General features: G+C 37.8%; 22 protein-coding genes and 1 riboswitch. Of the genes, 13 read left to right on the plus strand and 9 right to left on the minus strand.

The genetic code is table 11. The features are described 5' to 3' along the window. Positions 1 to 64: 64 nt before the first annotated feature. The 4 genes from ACLHDG_RS02730 to ACLHDG_RS02745 form a co-directional block, all read right to left on the minus strand. A complete protein-coding gene (locus ACLHDG_RS02730; RefSeq protein ID WP_415407461.1) occupies positions 65 to 1,447 on the minus strand; it encodes a phosphomannomutase/phosphoglucomutase in 1,383 nt (460 codons plus the stop codon). Positions 1,448 to 1,514: 67 nt separating this feature from the next. After that, positions 1,515 to 2,078: a YfaZ family outer membrane protein gene (locus ACLHDG_RS02735; RefSeq protein ID WP_415407462.1), complete on the minus strand. Its 564-nt coding sequence runs from the start codon at positions 2,076 to 2,078 to the stop codon at positions 1,515 to 1,517. 46 nt (positions 2,079 to 2,124) lie between these two features. After that, a complete protein-coding gene (ccoS, locus tag ACLHDG_RS02740; RefSeq protein WP_415407463.1) occupies positions 2,125 to 2,373 on the minus strand; it encodes a cbb3-type cytochrome oxidase assembly protein CcoS in 249 nt (82 codons plus the stop codon). Next, positions 2,370 to 4,787 carry a heavy metal translocating P-type ATPase gene (locus tag ACLHDG_RS02745; RefSeq protein ID WP_415407464.1) on the minus strand — a complete coding sequence of 806 codons (2,418 nt, stop codon included), beginning with the start codon at positions 4,785 to 4,787 and terminating at the stop codon, positions 2,370 to 2,372. Before ACLHDG_RS02745 ends, ccoS begins: the two co-directional genes overlap by 4 nt. A gap of 191 nt (positions 4,788 to 4,978) precedes the next feature. On the opposite strand from ACLHDG_RS02745, the gene ACLHDG_RS02750 reads away from it, so the two are divergent. After that, positions 4,979 to 5,368 carry a hypothetical protein gene (locus ACLHDG_RS02750; protein ID WP_415407465.1) on the plus strand — a complete coding sequence of 130 codons (390 nt, stop codon included), beginning with the start codon at positions 4,979 to 4,981 and terminating at the stop codon, positions 5,366 to 5,368. Between the two features lies 1 nt (position 5,369). On the opposite strand, the gene gdhA is transcribed toward ACLHDG_RS02750, so the two are convergent. Continuing rightward, a complete protein-coding gene (gene gdhA / locus ACLHDG_RS02755) occupies positions 5,370 to 6,725 on the minus strand; it encodes an NADP-specific glutamate dehydrogenase (RefSeq protein ID WP_415408319.1) in 1,356 nt (451 codons plus the stop codon). Positions 6,726 to 6,900: 175 nt separating this feature from the next. On the opposite strand from gdhA, the gene rho reads away from it, so the two are divergent. The 5 genes from rho to ACLHDG_RS02780 all read left to right on the plus strand — a co-directional run bounded on the left by rho (position 6,901) and on the right by ACLHDG_RS02780 (position 11,027). Further along, positions 6,901 to 8,211, plus strand: coding sequence for a transcription termination factor Rho (rho, locus tag ACLHDG_RS02760; RefSeq protein WP_415407466.1), 1,311 nt, complete (start codon positions 6,901 to 6,903; stop codon positions 8,209 to 8,211). 7 nt (positions 8,212 to 8,218) lie between these two features. Then, entirely contained in the window at positions 8,219 to 9,007 is a 789-nt protein-coding gene (gene murI, locus ACLHDG_RS02765; RefSeq protein WP_415407467.1) for a glutamate racemase, read from the plus strand. Positions 9,008 to 9,167: 160 nt separating this feature from the next. Further along, positions 9,168 to 9,258, plus strand: a riboswitch (cyclic di-GMP riboswitch). A 69-nt stretch (positions 9,259 to 9,327) separates the two neighbouring features. Further along, the gene (locus ACLHDG_RS02770) at positions 9,328 to 9,945 is read left to right on the plus strand and encodes a rhodanese-like domain-containing protein (protein WP_415407468.1); all 618 of its coding nucleotides are present in this window, start codon (positions 9,328 to 9,330) and stop codon (positions 9,943 to 9,945) included. After that, positions 9,942 to 10,556, plus strand: a complete 615-nt coding sequence (locus ACLHDG_RS02775; RefSeq protein WP_415407469.1) for a rhodanese-like domain-containing protein — start codon at positions 9,942 to 9,944, stop codon at positions 10,554 to 10,556. Before ACLHDG_RS02770 ends, ACLHDG_RS02775 begins: the two co-directional genes overlap by 4 nt. Before the next feature lie 12 nt (positions 10,557 to 10,568). Beyond that, positions 10,569 to 11,027 carry a hypothetical protein gene (locus tag ACLHDG_RS02780; protein ID WP_415407470.1) on the plus strand — a complete coding sequence of 153 codons (459 nt, stop codon included), beginning with the start codon at positions 10,569 to 10,571 and terminating at the stop codon, positions 11,025 to 11,027. A 20-nt stretch (positions 11,028 to 11,047) separates the two neighbouring features. Here ACLHDG_RS02780 and trpS read toward each other — a convergent pair whose 3' ends face one another. The 3 genes from trpS to ACLHDG_RS02795 all read right to left on the minus strand — a co-directional run bounded on the left by trpS (position 11,048) and on the right by ACLHDG_RS02795 (position 15,048). Beyond that, complete coding sequence (gene trpS, locus ACLHDG_RS02785; RefSeq protein ID WP_415407471.1) at positions 11,048 to 12,007, minus strand: tryptophan--tRNA ligase; 960 nt, start codon at positions 12,005 to 12,007, stop codon at positions 11,048 to 11,050. Positions 12,008 to 12,149: 142 nt separating this feature from the next. Beyond that, the gene (der, locus tag ACLHDG_RS02790; protein WP_415407472.1) at positions 12,150 to 13,556 is read right to left on the minus strand and encodes a ribosome biogenesis GTPase Der; all 1,407 of its coding nucleotides are present in this window, start codon (positions 13,554 to 13,556) and stop codon (positions 12,150 to 12,152) included. 310 nt (positions 13,557 to 13,866) lie between these two features. Beyond that, entirely contained in the window at positions 13,867 to 15,048 is a 1,182-nt protein-coding gene (locus tag ACLHDG_RS02795; RefSeq protein WP_415407473.1) for a mechanosensitive ion channel family protein, read from the minus strand. Between the two features lie 68 nt (positions 15,049 to 15,116). Here ACLHDG_RS02795 and ACLHDG_RS02800 point away from each other — a divergent pair, with 68 nt between their 5' ends. Then, on the plus strand, positions 15,117 to 15,860 hold the full coding sequence (locus ACLHDG_RS02800) for a hypothetical protein (RefSeq protein WP_415407474.1): 744 nt from the start codon (positions 15,117 to 15,119) through the stop codon (positions 15,858 to 15,860). Here the strand turns inward: ACLHDG_RS02800 and ACLHDG_RS02805 are convergent. Next, positions 15,853 to 16,113 carry a hypothetical protein gene (locus ACLHDG_RS02805; RefSeq protein ID WP_415407475.1) on the minus strand — a complete coding sequence of 87 codons (261 nt, stop codon included), beginning with the start codon at positions 16,111 to 16,113 and terminating at the stop codon, positions 15,853 to 15,855. The genes ACLHDG_RS02800 and ACLHDG_RS02805 overlap by 8 nt on opposite strands. Before the next feature lie 63 nt (positions 16,114 to 16,176). Here ACLHDG_RS02805 and ACLHDG_RS02810 point away from each other — a divergent pair, with 63 nt between their 5' ends. The 6 genes from ACLHDG_RS02810 (at position 16,177) to ACLHDG_RS02835 (ending at position 21,406) form a co-directional block, all read left to right on the plus strand. Next, positions 16,177 to 17,067, plus strand: a complete 891-nt coding sequence (locus ACLHDG_RS02810; protein ID WP_415408320.1) for a DMT family transporter — start codon at positions 16,177 to 16,179, stop codon at positions 17,065 to 17,067. A gap of 27 nt (positions 17,068 to 17,094) precedes the next feature. After that, positions 17,095 to 17,895 (plus strand): 3-deoxy-8-phosphooctulonate synthase, encoded by an 801-nt coding sequence (kdsA, locus tag ACLHDG_RS02815; RefSeq protein ID WP_415407476.1) that lies wholly within the window; start codon positions 17,095 to 17,097, stop codon positions 17,893 to 17,895. A gap of 124 nt (positions 17,896 to 18,019) precedes the next feature. Then, a complete protein-coding gene (ribH, locus tag ACLHDG_RS02820; protein ID WP_415407477.1) occupies positions 18,020 to 18,487 on the plus strand; it encodes a 6,7-dimethyl-8-ribityllumazine synthase in 468 nt (155 codons plus the stop codon). Between the two features lie 2 nt (positions 18,488 to 18,489). Further along, positions 18,490 to 18,891, plus strand: coding sequence for a transcription antitermination factor NusB (gene nusB / locus ACLHDG_RS02825; RefSeq protein ID WP_415407478.1), 402 nt, complete (start codon positions 18,490 to 18,492; stop codon positions 18,889 to 18,891). Between the two features lie 13 nt (positions 18,892 to 18,904). Further along, positions 18,905 to 19,954, plus strand: coding sequence for a dehypoxanthine futalosine cyclase (locus ACLHDG_RS02830; protein ID WP_415408321.1), 1,050 nt, complete (start codon positions 18,905 to 18,907; stop codon positions 19,952 to 19,954). A gap of 165 nt (positions 19,955 to 20,119) precedes the next feature. Then, complete coding sequence (locus tag ACLHDG_RS02835) at positions 20,120 to 21,406, plus strand: M16 family metallopeptidase (protein WP_415407479.1); 1,287 nt, start codon at positions 20,120 to 20,122, stop codon at positions 21,404 to 21,406. Positions 21,407 to 21,430 lie beyond the last annotated feature (24 nt).

A 21,430-nucleotide genomic window follows, 5' to 3' on the forward strand; every position in this document is an offset into this window, starting at 1 on the left:
TGAATATCCCTCTCCCTAGTTATTGTAAAGAATATTATAGCAGAATAGAGTTAAGAATCGTGTATTAAGCACTATGTACTAATCTCTTTGCCTCAGCAATAAGATCATTGACTTTGATCTCATACTCTTTTGCAAGATCTTCATCTGTTGACTCAAAACGTGTGACAAGTATAGGAGTTGTGTTACTTGCTCTCACGAGTCCCCATCCTTTTTCAAAGTTGATGCGTACACCGTCTACATCTATAATATTAAGAATTTTAGGGAAATCACTTGAAGGATTTTTTAGTAATTCTTTTACTTTATCGATGATGAGGAACTTCTCTTCTTCAGTTGTTTCTACTTTTAGTTCTTCTGTAGAGAAAACTTGAGGAAGGGCATCAAGCTCTGCATCAAGGTCTATGCCGTCTTGAACAAGCTCTAACATTCTGAGTGTCGCATAGATGGCATCATCGTATCCAAAGTAACGGTGTTTGAAAAAGATATGGCCACTTACTTCACAGGCAAGGTCTGCATTGGTCTCTTTCATCTTTACTTTGAGGTTGGAGTGGCCCGTTTTATACATGATGGCTTTTGCACCACGACGTTCTAGTTCATCATACATGACCTGTGAGCATTTGACTTCTCCGATGACGGTAGGCTTTTCCATTTTCATAGTATAAAGGAGTGCCATCTGGTCACCTTTGATGTTATATTTATGGGTAAGTACAGCAATACGATCAGCATCTCCATCATAGGCAAATGCGATGTCTCCATTAGCTTCTAATGCTTGTTTTATATCCACAAGGTTTTCTTCTACAGAAGGGTCAGGGTGGTGGTTGGGGAAAGTACCATCCGGTTCGAGATATAGACCTTCATAATCAAATGCTAAAGCATCAAAAATATCTGTGATAACAGTATCGGCAACACCATTTCCTCCATCTATAATAATTTTTTGAGGGAAGTTTTTGAGATGCTCAAACTGTTTTACCATAAAATTAACATAAGGTGTTTTTACGTCTATATCCGTTTTTGTGATATTGTTCTCGATGACGAGATCCTGATTTGCTATGATCTCATCACCTAAAGCATAGATATCAGCACTAAAGAATGGACTTTTATTTACAGTGATCTTAAATCCATTGTATTCACTTGGATTATGAGAACCTGTGATCATAATGGAAGCATCGGTAGTGATGCCATCAAAGTCAATATAGTTACTATAATAGTTTACAGGTGTTGCTACCATGCCCATATCTAACACTTTACATCCTGCTGCATTTAGACCAGAGGTAAGATAATCTCTTAAGATAGGAGAGTGTGAGCGTGCATCATACCCGATAGAGACAACTTTATCTCCTTTAATTTTCTGACCTAGATAATAACCGATGAGTTTTACAGATATTTCATTAAGTTCTTTTTCAAAGATCCCACGAATGTCGTATTCTCTAAAAATTGATTTGCTGATCATATATTCCCTTTGTATTAATGATTTTGATTTTATGTTATATTTTTACATATTTGATATTGTATAGATATTAGAAACTAAGTTTCATCCCAGCATAAAAGCTATCATTAAAGTTATAATCTCCGGCTTCATAGTCTGTGTCAATATTTCGATATCCTGTAAAGATATGTATATTTGAGATGACTTCCATATCGACTTCCAATCTTAACTCTGAGTATGTCTCTCCATCCAGAAAAGTAAGTACAGAAGGTGCATAGGCAAAACTTGCTATAAGTGATGTCGTAGGTATACTGTCAGTAAATGGGAGGGAATAATTTGCTTTTGCCATCAAGGGAAGAGCCATAAAATCTTCTGAAAAAGTAAGTTTAGCACCAAATGCCAGTGTAAGACCTTCTACACCCTGTAGTGTATTTTGTCCACTGAATCCTATAGCAGCCAAGTTGTCTCCATCTGTATAGAGATAGCTGACATCTAAAATATAAGTTGTTCCACTGGAGTAATCTGCAAGTGAATTAAAGTTAAGCTCTCCAAGGATCTCTACATCCTCATTATTGATGTCGATACCTATACTTGTTTCTGCAGTGATGGTACTTGTAAGTAAAAGTGTTGCTAATAATAGTTTTTTAACAGCCATAAAATGCCTTTTGATATTTATTCATATAATGATAACATAATATAGTTTAATCTGCAGGCATATAGTTTTTCTTTTTTTCTTTTTCCTCTTCTCTTTTTTTGAGTCTGGCTTTTCTTTTCTCTTCCATCATGACAGCATCTCGCAGATCTTCTTCATTGTCAAAATGTGTGGCATCTATAAACTTTGACTGGTCATCGAACTGTCCTGTTTTGACACCCCAAAGCAGGGCGATGAGACCCAGTGCTCCTAAAAAGGTGGAGACACCTATCATTAACATAACAACACTTTCACTCATGATTTATCCTTAAATTTCAATGTTTTAATCCGCATAGAGTTCCCTACCACGATCAGTGAGCTTAAGCTCATAGAGAGAGCAGCCACGAGTGGATTGACAAATCCCATAACTGCAAGTGGTACAGCGATGACATTATACAGTAATGAGAAACCTAAGTTTTCTTTCACTGCTCTAAAGGTTCGTTTAGAGAGTCTATAAGCTTCATAGATACTCTCCGGTTTCTCATCCATCAGTACAACATCACTGACAGAAATAGCCACATCCGCACCATTACCCATAGCTATGGCAATGTCTGATTTAGCTAAGGCTATGGTGTCGTTGATACCATCTCCTGCCATTACAGCAATATGTCCCTCTTCATGAAACTTGTCTATCATCTCAGCTTTCTCTTGAGGGAGAAGTTTGGTATGTATTTCAGTGATACCTACCTCTTGGGCTACTTTTTGTGCACTTTGTTCATGATCTCCTGTAAGCATCACTACCCGAACCCCCATAGCTTGTATCTCTTTAATGGCTTCTTTGGTACCCTCTCTTACGGTATCACTCAGTTCAAATCTGGCAACAAGCTGATCTTCTATGGCAAAGTAAAAGAGGGTGTTTTCTGTCTGTTCATCAACAGATAGTCCAGTTGATTGCATATAAGAAGCATTTCCCCCTATGAGCTTTTTCCCTTGATATGAGGCTTGGATACCCTTTGCCTGGATCGTTTTGATATCTACTAATGGAAGTTCCTGTAGGAGTTCATTGTTTTGTTTTAAATATGTAGCAATTCCTTTGGAGATAGGGTGATTGGAAGTCGAAACGAGAGAATAAAGCAAGTTGTGATCATATTTTTGCAGTGTTTGTGTGTGAACCACAGAAGGTTTCCCCTCTGTAATGGTACCTGTTTTATCGAGTGCAAGGAGATCACTTTTTGCCATCGTCTCCAAAAAAGTTGCTTCTTTAAAAAGTACCCCTCGTTTGGCTGCGATACTGATACCTACAAGTGTAGCCATAGGCGTAGCCAGACCTAAAGCACAAGGACAGGCGATGACGATCACAGAAATGCCGATAATAAGAGCATGTTCAAAATCATCATCTATGAACCACCAGCCTGCAAAGGCAATCAGAGCTATGGCTAGAATGATACTGGAGAAATAACCGGAAACTGCATCGGCCAGCTGCTCAATACGAGGTTTTTTGGTGATAGATTCCTCTAAAAGACTCACAATAGAATGAAGTAAAGACGAAGAAGCATCTTTAGTTGCCTCATAGCGCAGCACAGAATCTAAACAGAGTGACCCACTTAAGATGCTGTCTCCCTCTTGTTTATAAACAGGTTCGCTTTCTCCTGTTAATGAACTTTCATCAAAGGAAGCTTGTCCATAAGTGACAATTCCATCAATGACTACTTTCTCGCCCGGTTTGAGTTCTATGGTATCACCAAGTACGATGTTTTCAATGCTGATAAGTGATTTCTCTTTATCGGTGATCACTGTTACCTCTGTAGGAGTACTCCCCATAATACTGTCCAGTGTATCAACTGCATGTTTCTTACTCAATACTTCAAGATATTTTCCTACCAGTACAAAGGTGATGATCATGGCAACAGAATCAAAGTAGACTTCACCCCGCTGAGTGACCATGGCATAAATAGAATAGATATAAGCTGAAACGGCTCCTGAAGCAACAAGTGTATCCATATTGACTATGTTGTTTTTATAGCCATAATAGGCACCACGGAAGAAGATCCAGCCACTATAGAAGAGTACCGGTGTGGCAAGGATGAATTCTGCTACATTGAGAATATCTTTAAATTCTTGTTTCATCCCACTGAAGTATCCGGCACAATGTGCAATGGCTATCCACATGATATTCATACTTCCAAAAACAGCCACAAGGATGCGGGAGTAGTAATCTTTACGTGTTTTAACTGCTCGTTCCTCTTGAAGTTTAGGATCATAAGGGTAGGCATTGTAGCCTATGGAACGAATGGTTTCTATGATCTTTGAGAGTTTGATCTCGTCTGGATCCCATACGATTTTGGCTTTGTTGTTGGTATAGTTGATAGTCGCTTCCATCACCCCTTCTGTTTTATGCAGCACTTTTTCGTTGAGCCAGACGCAAGCAGAACAGTGGATACCTTCTATGATGAGATTGATCTCATAGAGTCCATCTTCATGGGAAGTGATGTATTTGTTCTTAAAACCTTCCAGATCAAACTTCTCTAAATCATCACTCTTTTGGGAAGCAGGTTGAAGTTTGGTATCGCCTAATTTATCATAAAAAGTATCGAGACCTTCACTTGAAAGCAGATGATAAACCCCTTGGCAGCCTTTGCAACAAAAAAAGAGTTTTTTTTCACCTTCTTGTTCAATGATCATTACTGATTCATCAAACTCGAGCTTACAGTGTGTGCATGCGATGTTTGCCAAACAGGGTTCCTTGTGAAAATTTATTGAGCGACTAGTCGCGTGAGCATTCTGCTGAAGAAAACTCAGTGTTAACAATCTTTTGAAAAGAAAGTTGCCTTGATGGCAAGTTACTTTCAAAAGACAAGAATGGGCTTTGCTCCATCCACGTTAAATTAATGATAGATTTTATCCAAATATGGGTAAAATCTCGCATGGAAAATGTACTTTTACTCACATCTATTCTGATCATATTAGAACTTTTTGAAGCAACTATGCAACGTGCAAGTACACTGTATGGGGTGATGGAAAAGCTTTATGGATGGTATTCTAAAAGTATTTTTTTCTTTTTTTTGATGCACCCAGCTTTTTATTTCACCCTTTTTGTGGTGATCGCAACAGATCGTTTAAATATCTATATGATCCTTCTTTTAGCCTTTAAAGTATTTGATCTTTTCTATAAATTAGAACTGATTAAAAAGATATTTATCCAACAAAAAGTACCAGGGGATCTGGCAGACATGTTAGAATGGAAAATACCATCATGGTTTTTTCTTATGGGAGTTGTACTCTATCCGCCTTTGTTGTTTTATGCGTTGATTTAGTTTAAACAGACCCTTGGTCTATCATCGAATCAGCTACTTTTCTAAAGCCGGCGATATTTGCACCCGCTATCAAATCACCTTCACATCCAAACTCTTTTGAGGTTTCATAGGCAGTGTTAAAAATGTTACGCATGATTTGACGTAGTTTATCATCAACCTCTTCAAAAGTCCATTTTGCCATGCTTGCATTTTGGCTCATCTCAAGCTGAGAAGTGGTGACCCCTCCTGCATTGGCAGCTTTACCCGGACCAAAAAATACATTATTTTCTTTCAGATAAGCCATTGCCTCAGGAGTGGTCGGCATATTGGCTCCTTCGTTGACCAGCATACAGCCATTGGCAACCAATCTTTTGGCATCTTCAAGATTGAGTTCATTTTCAGTAGCAGAGGGGAATGCGATATCACAGGGGATGTCCCATGCCATATGGCGGCCTTCCGGGTAATGGCTTAGTGGTGTATAAATACAGTCAGGGTTTACTTGAGCATAAACCTCAAGAGATTGGTGGTTTATCTCTTTAATGGCTTTGAGTGAATTAAGGTCAATACCTTTTTCATGGTAAATCGTTCCTTTACTGTCGCTGCATGTTACAGGGAGTGCTCCCATATCGTAAAGTTTTTCTATAGTGTAAATGGCAACATTCCCGGAACCAGATACAGTGCATATCTTACCTTCCAGACTTTTGTCATATTTATTTAAGATGTTATCTGCAAAATAGACGGAACCATACCCTGTGGCTTCTTTTCTTGCGTGGGAACCACCCCAATTGATAGCTTTTCCTGTGAGTACTCCTTCAAATTCACCTGTGAGTTTTTTATACTGCCCAAAAAGATAGCCGATCTCTCTTGCACCTACACCAATATCACCGGCAGGTACATCATTTCTCTCACCGATGTGTTTATAGAGTTCAGACATAAGTGCCTGACAAAAACGCATGATCTCATTGTCACTTTTACCTTTAGGATCAAAATTACTCCCTCCCTTTGCACCGCCTATTTGCAGTCCTGTGAGTGCATTTTTAAAGATCTGTTCAAATCCTAAAAATTTAATGATCCCTAAATTGACAGAGGGGTGAAATCGCAGACCGCCTTTATATGGACCTATCGCAGAGTTGAACTGTACTCGGTACCCTAGATTTGTTTGTATTTTTCCATTATCATCTATCCAGTTGACACGAAAAATAATGGTACGTTCAGGTACTGTGATCCGTTCTAAAATATTATGGATATCATATTTTTCATCTTCTTCCAATAAAGGAACTAAAGAATAGAGTACTTCATGTACTGCTTGATAAAATTCCTCTTGACCAGGGCTGCACTCCTCGATATTGTTTAAAACTTTCTTTATATGTGTTTCAATTGACACTGCCAATTCCTTCAGTTATTGTTTTCTTTTGTTAAATTATATTCTTTATTGGGTTAAATTTGACATTTCAGCCAAAAAGGATTATAATATCACCACTACATAGCAGTGCACTAACTATGATACTGTTATTATCTCCATTCTATATTCATATTCAAAAACAAGAGGAATCATGAGCGACACTAAAAAAGCTAACGCTAACAGAAAAAACAGAACACATGTACCAGTAGATGGCTACAAAATTGAAAATCTCCAAAAACTTCCACTTACAGAACTAGTAACTATTGCTAAAGAAGTAAAAGTTGAGAATCCAAATGAGTTCCAGCGTAAAGACCTCATTTTTGAGATTTTGAAATCACAAGTAAGTCAGGGTGGATTCATCCTCTATACAGGTATCCTTGAAGTAATGAATGACGGGTATGGTTTCTTACGTTCTATAGATGGAAACTTTGCGAACTCCAGCAACGACACGTATGTAAGTGGTACACAAGTCAAGCGATTTGCACTGAGAAACGGTGATATCGTGACAGGACAAGTACGACCTCCTAAAGACCAAGAGAAGTATTATGCACTCCTCAAGATAGAAGCGATCAATTATGTAGCGCCTGATAAGTCTAAACAGAGACCTCTTTTTGATAACCTTACACCACTTTATGCATCTGAGCAACTCAAAATGGAGTACAACCCTATGAAAATGACAGGGCGTGTACTTGACCTGTTTGTACCTATTGGTAAAGGGCAGAGAGCACTTATAGTAGCACCTCCAAGAACGGGTAAAACAGAGCTTCTTAAAGAACTTGCTCATGGTGTTACACACAACAATCCTGATGCATCTCTTATGGTACTGCTTGTTGATGAGAGACCAGAAGAGGTTACAGATATGCAACGCTCGGTCAAAGGTGAAGTCTATGCTTCTACGTTTGACCTTCCTGCACAGAACCATGTAAGAACTGCTGAGATGGTGATAGAAAAAGCCAAAAGACGTGTAGAGATGGGTAAAGATGTTATTATCTTGCTTGACTCCATCACAAGACTTGCACGTGCCTATAACACCGTAACCCCAAGTTCAGGGAAAGTGCTTTCCGGTGGTGTAGATGCCAATGCACTGCATAAGCCAAAAAGATTCTTTGGTGCAGCAAGAAACATAGAAGAGGGTGGTTCTTTGACCATCATCGCAACAGCACTTATAGAGACTGGAAGCCGTATGGATGAGGTGATCTTTGAAGAGTTTAAAGGTACAGGTAACTCGGAAGTCATCCTTAGCCGTCATGTCTCTGAAAGACGTATTTACCCTGCGATAGACGTAACAAAGTCCGGTACAAGAAAGGAAGAACTCATGGTAAATCCTGAGACACTTCAGAAAGTATGGGCATTGAGAAATGCAATGCAAAATATGGAAGAGGTAGAAGGCCTTAAATTCCTTTTCTCTAAAATGATGAAAACAAAAACCAATGAAGAGTTCCTCAATATGATGAACGAGTAGGTTCTCTATGAAGATAGGTGTCTTTGATTCTGGCTTGGGTGGTTTGACAGTTGTTCAAGCTATGACTCAAGTCATTAAAGGTGCAGAACTTTTTTATATTGCCGATACCAAAAATGCACCTTACGGTGAAAAAACCCATGAACAGATCTTACAATACTCCCTTGAAATCACTCAATATTTTATAGATACACATCAAATAGATGCACTCATCGTTGCATGCAATACAGCAACTTCAGCAGCGATACAACATCTTAGAAAGCATTATCCTTCACTTATTATTATTGGTACAGAACCAGGCATTAAGCCTGCGATTGAATTGACTAATACAGGGAAGGTAGGTGTACTTGCTACCCCTGCAACACTGAAAGGTGATAAGTATCAACAGCTGGTAAATGATTTGGCTCTTGAAAAAGATGTTGTACTTTTTGAACAGGCATGTCCTGGTTTGGTCGAGCAGATCGAAAAAGGTGAAATGCATGGTAGTATTACCAAAACGATGTTAGAAGTATGGTTGACCCCTATGCGGGAAAATAGTGTAGATACTATTGTTTTGGGTTGTACGCATTACCCTTTGGTAGGTGAAGTGATCAAAAGGGTGATGCAAAGAGATCTTAATCTCATTCACACTGGAGATGCCATAGCAAAACGTTTGCTTTCCTTAGGTCAGGAAAAAGGGCATAAGAATGATGGTAAACTAAAGATAACTCTTTATAGTACAGATAATATTGATAAACAGATCATCAGTCATATTCTTGAAGGTCATACAGAAGTAAAACAGATAGATATTCAGATTTAATTTATTACACTTCCTTTACTACTTCCTAATATATTTCACTTAAATTCATACTATAGTTACTAAATCATATATTATATTCAACTAATTTTATTAATTAAGTAAATATAATATATGATTATTAAGTGAAAAATGATAGAATACTGATATGCGGTTATACTGTATTGAAAAAAGCCTAACTTGTTGTGAAACAAGGTCGGAAAGTTTTGAATCTTTTATGCAAAAGATAGCAGAGAGATCGTCAAGCTGCCAATAGATGTATAAGTGTTTATTTGTATAAATAAAACTCTTAGAATCTACATAAAGTAAATAAAGGAGTTTTAATGAGATTTATATATATGGTCTCTTTAGTTGTTAGTACGCTTATAGTAAATGCTAATGAAGTTGAGATAGTTGAAGGGGTGCCTTATGTTGAAGTTGAGGCCAATGGAAAAACATATAAAATTGAGCGTACCCAAAAAGCAGACAGTTATTTGACAAATACTTTTGCATTGACCTCACGTCCCTCTCCACCGTTTTTTATAGAACCATTTTCTGTAAGTAAAGGTGTTGAAACGTATGGTGAATTGGAAGTATTGGATTTTATCTCCAAGAAAAAAGGTCTTTTTATTGATGCAAGACTTGCCAACTGGTACGAAAGATCTGCTATTCCGGGTGCTGTAAATATTCCATTTAAATATTTCTTATCTGATGCTGATGAACAGGAACAGGTCTTAAAAGATCTAGGTGGAGCGTATGATAAGAGTGGTGAGTGGGATTTTTCTAAGGCTAAAACCATACTTTTGTATTGTAATGGTGCATGGTGTGGACAGTCACCTACTGCGATCAACGCACTTATAGAAGTAGGATATCCAGAGAGTAAAATGAAATATTATAGAGGTGGTATGCAAGCGTGGCAACTGCTGGGATTAACTACGATCGTACCTAAGGAGACAAAATGAGAGTTATAGCATTATTATTGGTATATGTGGCAAGTATCTATGCCGGCCAGTTCGATAAAGTAAAGATCACTCCAGAGATGTCCTATATTTATGTGTATCATAAGGGCAAGGCGGTCAAGGTACATAGAATACAAGATACAAAAAATAAACTTACCGGAGAATATGCAAGCACATATAGACCAAATCAGGATATACAGCCTATTAAGATGCATAAAGATATTCAAACCATAGGTGAAGTGGAACTACTTTATTTTATGAAAAATAAAGTAAATAAAAAGAAAGGTCTCTTGGTGGATCTTAGACCTAAAAGAGCATATAAGAAAGAATCTATTCCTTCAGCTGTGAATATACCTTCAAAAACAAAGAATAATAAAGCTAAAGTAGAAAAGATCCTTAAGGTACTTGGAGCAAAAAGATTGGAAGATGGTTCACTGGATACCAAGAGAGTAATGGATGTTGCATTTTACTGTAATGGACTGTGGTGTAATAAATCATCAGAATTTATAAAAACATTTTTAGAACTTGGATATCCGGCAGATAAAATGCTTTATTATCGCGGCGGTTTTCAAATGTGGAAAATTTTGGGCTTTACAACAGTCACAAATCAATAAAGGGAATTTAGAATGAAAAATATGTTAGAAAATGTAGCAGTAACCGCAGTTGTGATTTTATTTTTATTTATTATTGCTTTGATCGTGCGATATAACATGATTGCTGATGGAAGTGTGGTAGAGGATATTACACAAGAACTTCCTGTAGTAAAAGTAGAGTCTAAAAAAGCTAAAACAACCAATTATCTTCAAAACTTAGAATCATATACTGATGTAGATGTAAAGGTGGATCCGACAAAAGTCAATACTGCCAATACGGTACAAGTTACATCTGAATTGGCAAAAGATGATATAGGATCAGCAGTTGAAGGTACAGATAAATCCAGTTATGTAGATAGTCTGGAAAGTTATGCAGATAAAGAAGACGAAGAAAAAGAAGAAGAAAAAACTGAAGATGATAAAGTCAAGCTTGATCAGGAAGAGATAGTGGATGAGATAGGTATGGCAATAGGTGATGCATTGGCAGATTGACCCGATGGTGCGATAGAGATCTACAGTCCTATCGCTTCTTTTACTTTTTCCATCTTGGTATTGGCTATATTTCTGGCTTTTTTGGCACCCTGTGCCAAGATATCATTTACTTCATCCATATGGTTGAGGTAATACGCTCTCTTTTCTCTAGCTTCACCCAATTCTTCCCAAATAAGCTCTTTAAGATACTTTTTAAAATGACCATAACCCTCTTTCCCACTTTTGTAACGTGCTTGAAGGTCAAGCTTTTGTTCTTCATCTAAAAAGAGAGATGCAAGTGCATAGATATTATCTCCCTCATATTCAAGTGGTTCACCTAGAGGTGTAGAAGAGGAGATGATCTTGTTACATCTTTTTTGTAGAGGTTTCTCATCCATAAAAAGGTCAATGGCATTGTTATAACTCTTACTCATCTTCTGACCATCTATACCGGGGATAGTTGCTACATTTTCTTCTACAACATGTTCAGGAAGTGTAAAAATTTCACCATACTCATTGTTGAATTTTATAGCGATATCTCTTGTCATTTCAACATGTTGGATCTGGTCTTTCCCAACAGGAACTTTTTCGGTATCAAGTATAAGGATATCTGCAGCCATAAGTACTGGATAACTAAAGAGTGCATGGTTTGCTGCGATACCTTTAGCTACTTTGTCTTTATAGCTGTGTGCTCTTTCAAGTAGTCCCATAGGTGTAAATTTAGAGAGTATCCAGTAGAGCTCAAGTACTTCGGGCATATCACTTTGTACCCAAAATGTTGTTTTCCCCGGATCAAGTCCAAGTGACAAGTAATCTACGGCAGCATCTGTGGTGTACTGTTTTAGTGTAGCTGCATCTTTAGAAGTGGTAAGTGAATGATAGTTAGCGATAAACGTAAAAAGCTCATGCTCTTCTTGAAGCTCTATCATTGGTTTCATCGCCCCAAAATAGTTTCCTATATGAAGTTTTCCTGAAGCCTGGATTCCTGTAAGTACGCGCATTGTTATATCCTGAAATGATTTTTGTGATTATAGCAAAGTGTTAGTAAAGTATTGTAGTCGTAGGCTATGCAATGCTGAGCTTTTGCATAAACGCCTCGCCGTGCGTAGCTATAAACGTAAAACTTTTCACGTTTACTTAATGCTACTCATCCTCATCATCTACTCTTTGTCCACGTTTCCTGGCGACGATATCCAGTGGTACACCTTCAAAGTCAAACTTGGATCTGAAGAAGTTTGCCAAGTAACGTATATAGGAGAAGTGTAGAAACTCCGGTCTGTTAGTAATGAGGGCTATTTTAGGTGGTTTGGTCTCGTACTGTGTGGCAAATTTGATGTTGACAACAGCACCATTATGTGCCGGTACATGGTGTCTTCTAATGGCTTGACGTAGAGTATCGTTAAGTTCAGAAGTAGGGATACGTTGTTTATAGCGTCCGTAGATAGCGGTAATTTCATCAAGTATTTTGTGTACACGCAAGCCTGTTTTTGCAGAGATAGTGATAAATGGTGCATAGTGTAAGAACTTTAATTCATCACGAATATCATCAACTACTTCTTCATACGTTCTGTCTTCCTTGATATCCCATTTGTTAAGTACGATGAGGCATGCGAGTTTATGCTCTTCAATGAGTCCAGCTACTCTCTCATCCAATTCTGAGATTTGTGTGGTTGAATCTAGCATAAGTAAAACAAGATTTGCTTTTTTTAGCATTTCAGTAGTGCGTGTTAGTGCGTATTTTTCTATACCAACTATCTTAGATCTTTTACGTATTCCCGCTGTGTCAATGAAGGTGATCTCATGGTCATCATGTTCTATCATTTCATCGATAGGGTCTATAGTTGTACCTGCAACATCACTTACAACAGAACGTTCTTCACCTAAAAGTGCATTAAGCAGTGAACTTTTTCCAGTATTGACACGCCCGATGATAGCAACGCGTATTTTGTTATCTACCTCTTCTTCATGTACGGTGTTTATGTCACGAACTATTTCATCAAATGGATCGATCTCTGCATCTTCTGTGAGTTCAAGTCCTTCTTCCTCTTCTATCGCAGGAATAAGCTCTTCCAGCCATGCATAGAAGTCATTAAAATATCTGTTGTGACTCACTGACATAGGAAAAGTTGCATCTGCACCAAATTCCAAAAACTCCCAGTAACGCTCTTCTTCTTTGTCATTGTCTATTTTATTCACGATGAGCGCAAGAGGTTTGCCTTGTTCTTGAAGTTTGTAGAAAAGTTCTCTGTCTTCTTCAGATGGCAATGTTTTACCATCGACCATATATAAAATAATATCAGCTTCATCTGCTGCTCTGAGTGAAAATTCTGCTACCTTGGAGAAGAGTTCAGAACTGTAGTCTATCCCCCCTGTATCAAGTATTTCAAATTCACGGTCACCAGAGATAGTTACGATGCGTTTCTTCACATCTCTGGTAGTTCCTGACATATCTGAAGTGATGGCATCTCTCTGTCTTGCCAAACGGTTAAAGAGCGAACTCTTCCCTACGTTTGGTCGTCCTAATATGGCTACTTTTTTAAGTTCTTGCATTAATATATTCTTTCTTAATAATTAGCGGAATTATAGCATAGAACCCTCTGAATAACCTAGGCACTCATAACATCTCTAGCTTTTGTCTAGGCTAGGCACTCTTTTGAAGTCCTAGCCCTAGCTAAGTCGAAAAAGAGAAACGACGCATAGGCGAAAGCTAGTGATGCCCGTAGGGTGGAATTTGCAAACGCAACCTTTCCCAAGATACTTTCTTCAACATAGCTATAGCTATGTTTTGAAAGTCTATTGCAAAATCTTACATTTGCAAACCCCATTATGAGTGTCTAGGTTATTCAGAGGGTTCTATATTTTAACTAGGCATCTGCTCAACATAAATAGACTGTGAAGGAAAGGCGAAACTTGAGTCATTTTCTTCAACGATATGCATAATCTTTAGATGAACATCTTCACGTATATCTAAGTACTTTTCCCAGTTTGATGTAGCAGTAAAAGTATAGATAAATATATTGAGTGCTGAGTCTCCAAATGATTCAAAATTAACCAAAAGTGTGTCATTATGTGAGATGCCTTCATGGTTGTGTAACATATATTTGATCTCTTCAACAATCTTACTCACCTGTTCCCCACTGGTACTATATGTTAAGCCTATACGCATTTTGATACGTCTAATACCTCTTCGTGAAAAGTTTTCTATAGGATTATTTGCGACGATATGATTAGGGACTGTGATAAGTGATTTTTGAAAAGAGCGGATTTTTGTGGTTCTCATACCGATGGCTTCTACTGTACCTTCTACACCATTGACTTTGATCCACTCTCCGATACGGATGGATTTGTCTGCAAGCAGTGAAAAAGACCCGAAGAGATTTGCTGCTGTATCCTTGGCAGCCAGGGCAAAAGCAAGGCCACCAATACCCAGTGAAGCAACGAGTGCAGTGACATTAATACCCCAAACCTGAAGCATAGCACCCAGACCTACTCCCGATATAAGTATTTTCAAGATAGCAATGATAAAGTTTCCTATCTCTTTAGAAAGGTCTGCATTAAATTTCCCTGTTGCACTATAGATGAGTCCACGTAGAGCTTCAGTAATAGCAAGAATAGCCCAAAAAACAGTATAGATCACAAGTGTATTGAGGATGTGTTTAACGGTGTCTGTCTCTTTGAAAATAAGCAGGAAAAAGAAATGAAGCCCTATGATAATAAAAGCAAATCGTATAGGTGCTTTGAGTGCTGAAATGATTTTGTCATCATAGTAAGTAGTGCTAAATTTAGCCAGTTTTTGTAAAACCACCATGACTAAAAGTGTAAAAATTTTTCGTAAAAATAAAATAAATAAAAAAACTAAAACAGCTAAAATAAAATTGGCAAGTGGAATATCAAATAAGGTTTGTTGAAAAAAAGAGCCATATTTTGATGTATAGAGAGGTGTAAGCCAGTTTTGTACTACGGGAGCCAGTCCCATATCTAAATCTTCTATGACATTCAAAGCTTGTGTTGCATTTTCTTCAAGTGATTGGTTTGTTGACATATTTTTATGATCCTTCACGTTTTATCCACGTAATTATAGTAAAATTTGGTTCAATAGGAGTACTAGTTATGAAAAAGAGTCTGTTTATTTTAGGTTTAGTTTTAGTATTTATGTCACAGATACAAGCAAAAGTACTCGATGTTTCATATAAAGTGAGTTTTGGAATGTTTGGTGAAATGGGTATTTCTGATGCACATTTGGAAATAAAAGGAGATACATACACCATTGAAATAAAGATGAAAGCGACAGGTATGGCTAAGGCACTCAGCAAAAATCGAAAAGAGAGACATATCAGTAAAGGACATATAGTCAATGGTATGTTTGTCACAGATACCTACAAAGTAATTAAACGATATGGAAAAAAATATATTGAGAAGATCTATTGTATCGATCATAAAAAAAAGAGAGTAACAAAAGATAATACAAAAAAGAATCAAGACAAAGTTACAGAAAAAAAGCATACTGTATTGGATTTTTATAGTGAAAATGACTTATTAACCCTCTATTTCAATCTTCCAAAAATGATCACTGACAGATCAAAAGCAACTACCTATGAATTTTCTGCTGTTGGTGCAGAACGTCAAGGGGGTAAAGTTAAAGTACGCATACCAAAAGAGTCAGAACTTAAAGAGTATAAAAAAACATTAGGTGAGGGTGACTACTGGTATATGACCGCTATTATTTATCAGAAAATATTTGCAAGCAATAAAGGTGAGTTAATGTTGGCTGTGGGTAAAGACGGTATCACTCAAAAAGCTGTACTCAAAGACCTAATGATGTTTGGTGATCTAGTTGCAGAACGTATCAAATAGGTTTTGCATTTAACACAAAATCTATCACTTTTTTATCTGACATTTCACAAGGTTTAAGCATCCCGTTTTTCATAGTGGGGTAATAATTCCCGCTGACTATATCATTAGCTCCTAACTCTTGGGCATAGAACTTAAGGAGTTTGCCTTCCAGTAAAGTCTCTTTTCTTAGCAGGTATCGTTTGCCAAGATAGTAAACATCATTTGCACCATCGGGTAAGGCTAAAAGCTTCTTGTAAAATTCTGTCTCATTCATAGGCCGTATTTTACCCAAATATGCTACACTTCCAGAAAAAATCAGGATAATTATTTGAGACAAATGATTAAGAATATGGATAGAGGTATCCTTTTTATGCTACTTGCATCATTGAGTTTCGCTGCTATGGGTGGTTTTGCCAAAGTGGTCAGTCAGGTATTGCCTCCCGTAGAAGTCACTTTCTTTAGAAATATCTTTGGGGTCATCCTTGTAGGTCTTGCCATCTATAAAGTACCGTTGAAACAGACAGGAGGAAAACCTTTATTACTTCTTTTCCGTGGTTCCATGGGCTTTGCTGCACTTTTGGCATACTTTTACATTATGGCACATATCCCTCTGGGTGAAGCGGTTACTTACAATAAGACATCACCGATATTTGTAGCTATTTTTGCATATCTTTTTCTAAATGAAAAATTACATAAAAGTGCACTTTTTGCCATTATCATAGGATTTGTAGGTATCGTTTTAGTGGCACAACCTCAGGGTGGAAGTTTTGACAAGTATGATATCTTGGGTATCTTTTCAGGGATCGGTGCAGCATTGGCTTATACTTCCATCCGTGAACTTAGAAAATATTACGATACGCGTGCCATTGTGATGTCCTTTATGGGTGTAGGTACGATCGCACCGCTCTTTTTAATGCTTATTACACCTTACGTGACTGTTTCAGAGGATTTTGACTGGATGTTTGCTGAGTTTGTGATGCCTGTAGGGGTAGAGTGGGGCTATGTCACTGCGGTAGGTGTCTTTGCTACGATCTCACAGCTCTTGATGACCAAAGCCTATGAACTTACCAAAGCAGGAATAGTTGGTACGATTAGTTACAGTAATATTGTCTTCGCAGTAGTGATAGGGGTAATGTTGGGAGACCCTATACCTGATATTTGGACAGTTTTGGGTATAATCTTGGTAATTATGTCAGGACTACTTGTAGCCTTTTCAAAAAAGAATTAATATCCCACCTTATATAGAAGGAATTAGATGATACTTATAGCAGGACCTTGTGTTTTAGAAAGTAGAGACAACGTGATGAGGATCGCAGAGTCACTAAACAAATATCATGAAGATTGCACGAAAGATTTTTATTTCAAAGCGAGTTTTGATAAAGCCAATCGTACAAGCCTGGACAGCTTTAGAGGACCAGGTTTGGAAGAAGGCCTGAAGATGCTTCAAGAAGTAAAAGAACAGTTTGGTTATAAGATCCTAACGGATGTGCATGACTATACCCAACCGGCAGCTGCAGCTGAAGTGGCAGATGTACTTCAAATTCCTGCATTTTTATGTCGTCAGACGGACCTGCTTGTCGCAGCAGCAAAAACACCTGCAGTAGTGAACATCAAAAAAGGGCAGTTCTTAGCACCTGCTGCGATGGAACACTCTGTAGCAAAAGTACTTAAAACCAGAGGTTTTGATGGTGAAGTAAATTATGAAAATGCGAAAAAGTACAATGTGTGGCTTACAGAACGGGGATCAACTTTTGGTTATGGTAATCTTATTGTAGATATGAGAGGACTTAGAACCATGCGTGAGTTTGCACCTGTGGTTTTTGATGCAACACACTCTGTTCAGATGCCGGCATCTGGTGGAGCAAGCTCAGGTGGAGACTCTTCGTTTGTACCCTACCTTTCACGTGCAGCCGCAGCAGTAGGTGTAGATGGATTCTTTTTTGAGACACACTTTGACCCAAGTATCGCTTTGAGTGATGGACCAAATATGATAGAGTTGACAAAGCTAGATGCATTGATCAAGCAGATAGATGCGATAAGATTGATAGTAGAATAGTGTTGATCTCATTGAACTGTTTTTTGATAAATACAAACGGAAGCGTCCTCTTCAAGGATACAATAGTATTTATCAAAAAACACTCCAATGAGATTTTAAATAATAAAAAGTAAGAAGGAAATAAATGAAAATAGTAGAAGGTAATTTATCAGTAGATAAGAGTAAAAAAGTAGCGATCATCAATGCAAGATTTAACCATTTCATTACAGACAGACTTGTAGAAGGTGCACAAGATGCCTATGCAAGACATGGTGGAAATGCAGATGATCTTGATCTTATCTTGGTACCAGGTGCATTTGAGATCCCCTTTGCATTGGATAAAGTACTTGCTTCGGGTAAATATGATGCAGTATGTTGTTTAGGTGCAGTGATCAGAGGTGCAACACCACACTTTGACTATGTCTCAGCAGAAGCAACCAAAGGTGTGGCATCTGTAACACTTAAACATGGTAAACCGGCAACATTTGGCGTACTGACTGTAGACAGCATAGAACAAGCTATTGAGAGAGCAGGAACAAAAGCAGGGAATAAGGGTGCTGAAGCAATGGTAGGACTTATTGAGCTTATCAACCTTTATAGTGAGCTTGATTAATTATGGCAACTAGACACCAATCACGTACAGCAGTTGTAGGATTGCTTTATGCTTATGACTTAGGTAATGAGAATATTTCAAGCTTCACAGATGATATCTTAGAAGAGGGTAAGATCCGAAATAAACAAAGAGAGTTTTCCCATGGACTATTTAATGGTACTATAGAAAATTTAGAGATGTTGGATAAAGAGATTCAAGACCATCTTAAAGATTGGGATTATGATGCTATCGGAAAAGTAGAAAAAGCAATCATGAGACTGGGTGCTTACGAGATACTTATAGCTAAAACAGATAGAGCTATTATTATTAATGAAGCAGTAGAACTTGCCAAAGAGCTTGCCGATGAGAAGTCACCACAGTTCATTAATGGTGTGCTTGATGCGATTGGGAAAGAAGAGGCATAACTTGACAACAACCATGCAGAAACGTATGACTATTGATGAAGCTGTAGAACTTATAGAAAATGCTGATCTTAAAACCTTGGGACAGATGGCACTTGCACGTAAAAAAGAGATGCATCCTAAAGGTGTTACAACTTTTGTAGTAGACAGAAACATCAACTATACCAATATCTGCTGGGTAGACTGTAAGTTTTGTGCATTTTATACGCATGAGAAAAAAGAAGATGCTTATATCTTGAGTTTTGAAGAGATAGACCAGAAAATAGATGAACTATTAGCTATCGGTGGAACGCAGATACTTTTTCAAGGCGGGGTACATCCTAAACTTGAGATAGAGTGGTATGAAGATCTCGTAGAACATATCCATAATAAATACCCACAAGTAACGATACATGGATTTTCTGCCATAGAGATAGACTATATTGCACAGCGTTCTAAGCTTAGTATCAAAGAGGTTTTAGCTCGACTTAAAGCTAAAGGGCTTAGTTCTATTCCGGGTGCAGGTGCAGAGATACTTTCTGATAGAGTAAGAGATATTATCGCCCCTAAGAAGCTAGATAAAGATACTTGGCTAGAGGTACATAGAGAAGCACACAAATTAGGTATTAAATCTACAGCTACGATGATGTATGGAACAGTCGAGACGACACGTGAGATAGTAGAACACTTTGATCTGGTACGTCAGTTGCAAGAAGAGACAGGTGGATTTAGAGCATTTATTATGTGGTCATACCAGAGTGATAATACAGAACTTAAACGTGAACTACCGACGATTACAAAAACTACGCCAAATCAGTATTTGAGATACTTGGCAGTAGCAAGACTCTTTTTGGATAATGTACCTAATATCCAGAGTTCATGGGTAACTCAAGGATCTTATATTGGTCAAATGGCATTGCTTTTTGGAGCTAATGACTTGGGTTCAACGATGATGGAAGAGAATGTTGTTTCTGCTGCCGGAGCTAAAAATGAGATGAATCAAGATGAGATGATAAGACTCATTAAAGATATTGGTGAAAATCCGGCGAAGCGTAATACGGCTTATGAAATATTGGAACGATATTAATTTCGTTTTATTGGATTGCCTCTTATTTGGCTTGTGGTGTTGTTTCTCTCTTCATTTTTTTAGAAAAAACGAAACAAAAAATCGTCGTGACTCTCGAATCGCGTTGCTTACAAGGGCGTTCGCCACGACAAAGCACACTATCGTGTGATTAATTAGGAAGAGTAAATGAAAAAGATAATAATAATTTTAGTGCTACTACAAGGAGTATTGATGGCTGAAATGGTCAAAGAGATCAAGGTAAAGGATGCTTTAGTTCCTGTTGTATTTGAAGAGGGAAAGTATATTCCCATTGTTTCTATTCAGCTGGTATTTAAAGAGAGTGGGCACTTGAGTAATACCAAAGATGGTTTAGCTGATCTTTCTGCAAAACTGCTCAACGAAGGTACTGCAAAAGAGGGAAGTGTAGGGTTTGCTACGAAGCTTGATGCTCATGCAGTGGATATAGGTGCTCATGTAGGACGTGAAAGTTTTATCTTGGAAGTCTCAGCACTCAAAAGTGAATTTCCTTATGCCGTAGAACGTCTCAAAGAGTTACTTAAAGATCCTAACTACACGAAAGAAGCGGTAGATCAGGTGAAACGTCAAAAGATAGGTTGGCTCACTCAAAAAAAAGGTGATTTTGATTATATAGCAGCAACGAAACTAAGAGAAGTGCTTTTCAAAGGTTCTGCGTTGGCAAGACCTTACAATGGAACACTTGAAAGTGTAGAGAGCATCTCTCTTGAAGACATGAAAAGTTTTATCACTTCACACTTAGGCTATAACAATGTCATAGGTGTGGTAGGGGGAGATATCTCTTTTGACGAAGCACAAAACTATATGACTGGGATACTTGAACTTCTTCCTAAAGTAGAGGTAAAAGAGATCGAAGCAGTAAAAGCTTCAGACAAAAAAGAGTTGGTCATTACAGATGAAGATACACAACAAGCGTACATCTATTTTGCTGCACCATTTGACTACTCTTATAAAGAAAAAGACCAGTATAAAGCCAAGATAGCAGAGTATTTACTCGGTGGTGCTGGATTTGGTAGCCGCTTGATGGAAGAGATCCGTGTAAAACGTGGACTCACTTATGGAGCGTATGCCCATTTGGTACGTTCAAGAACGGTTTCTTATTTGAGTGGTTACTTGCAAACTAAACTCACTACACAGGATGAAGCTAAAAAACTGGTACAAGAAGTAGTAGATACATTTGTAGAAAAAGGAATTACACAAAAAGAGCTTGAGGATACAAAGAAATTTTTACTGGGGTCTGAACCACTTCGTACAGAAACACTTTCTCAAAGACTGCACCGTGCATATAACGAATATTATTATGGAAGACCACTTGGTTTTTCAAAAGAACAGTTAAAGAAGATAGAAACAGTGACACTTGATGAGATGAATACATTCATTAAAGCACATAAAGAGTTATCAGATCTTTCATTTAGTATCGTGACAAAAAAGAAATAATATTACAATTTTGCAAGTGTGGAT

It is taken from the genome of Sulfurovum iocasae (assembly GCF_047716765.1).
Classification (GTDB): Bacteria; Campylobacterota; Campylobacteria; order Campylobacterales; family Sulfurovaceae; genus Sulfurovum.

What these genes read in the sequence shown, in the direction of transcription:
- ACLHDG_RS02730 (WP_415407461.1), bottom strand. Translation starts at nt 1,447, where the DNA reads ATGATCAGCAAATCAATTTTTAGAGAATACGACATTCGTGGGATCTTT.
- ACLHDG_RS02735 (WP_415407462.1), bottom strand. Translation starts at nt 2,078, where the DNA reads ATGGCTGTTAAAAAACTATTATTAGCAACACTTTTACTTACAAGTACC.
- ccoS (WP_415407463.1), bottom strand. Translation starts at nt 2,373, where the DNA reads ATGAGTGAAAGTGTTGTTATGTTAATGATAGGTGTCTCCACCTTTTTA.
- ACLHDG_RS02750 (WP_415407465.1), top strand. Translation starts at nt 4,979, where the DNA reads ATGGAAAATGTACTTTTACTCACATCTATTCTGATCATATTAGAACTT.
- rho (WP_415407466.1), top strand. Translation starts at nt 6,901, where the DNA reads ATGAGCGACACTAAAAAAGCTAACGCTAACAGAAAAAACAGAACACAT.
- murI (WP_415407467.1), top strand. Translation starts at nt 8,219, where the DNA reads ATGAAGATAGGTGTCTTTGATTCTGGCTTGGGTGGTTTGACAGTTGTT.
- ACLHDG_RS02770 (WP_415407468.1), top strand. Translation starts at nt 9,328, where the DNA reads ATGAGATTTATATATATGGTCTCTTTAGTTGTTAGTACGCTTATAGTA.
- ACLHDG_RS02775 (WP_415407469.1), top strand. Translation starts at nt 9,942, where the DNA reads ATGAGAGTTATAGCATTATTATTGGTATATGTGGCAAGTATCTATGCC.
- ACLHDG_RS02780 (WP_415407470.1), top strand. Translation starts at nt 10,569, where the DNA reads ATGAAAAATATGTTAGAAAATGTAGCAGTAACCGCAGTTGTGATTTTA.
- trpS (WP_415407471.1), bottom strand. Translation starts at nt 12,007, where the DNA reads ATGCGCGTACTTACAGGAATCCAGGCTTCAGGAAAACTTCATATAGGA.
- der (WP_415407472.1), bottom strand. Translation starts at nt 13,556, where the DNA reads ATGCAAGAACTTAAAAAAGTAGCCATATTAGGACGACCAAACGTAGGG.
- ACLHDG_RS02795 (WP_415407473.1), bottom strand. Translation starts at nt 15,048, where the DNA reads ATGTCAACAAACCAATCACTTGAAGAAAATGCAACACAAGCTTTGAAT.
- ACLHDG_RS02800 (WP_415407474.1), top strand. Translation starts at nt 15,117, where the DNA reads ATGAAAAAGAGTCTGTTTATTTTAGGTTTAGTTTTAGTATTTATGTCA.
- ACLHDG_RS02805 (WP_415407475.1), bottom strand. Translation starts at nt 16,113, where the DNA reads ATGAATGAGACAGAATTTTACAAGAAGCTTTTAGCCTTACCCGATGGT.
- ACLHDG_RS02810 (WP_415408320.1), top strand. Translation starts at nt 16,177, where the DNA reads ATGATTAAGAATATGGATAGAGGTATCCTTTTTATGCTACTTGCATCA.
- kdsA (WP_415407476.1), top strand. Translation starts at nt 17,095, where the DNA reads ATGATACTTATAGCAGGACCTTGTGTTTTAGAAAGTAGAGACAACGTG.
- ribH (WP_415407477.1), top strand. Translation starts at nt 18,020, where the DNA reads ATGAAAATAGTAGAAGGTAATTTATCAGTAGATAAGAGTAAAAAAGTA.
- nusB (WP_415407478.1), top strand. Translation starts at nt 18,490, where the DNA reads ATGGCAACTAGACACCAATCACGTACAGCAGTTGTAGGATTGCTTTAT.
- ACLHDG_RS02830 (WP_415408321.1), top strand. Translation starts at nt 18,905, where the DNA reads ATGCAGAAACGTATGACTATTGATGAAGCTGTAGAACTTATAGAAAAT.
- ACLHDG_RS02835 (WP_415407479.1), top strand. Translation starts at nt 20,120, where the DNA reads ATGAAAAAGATAATAATAATTTTAGTGCTACTACAAGGAGTATTGATG.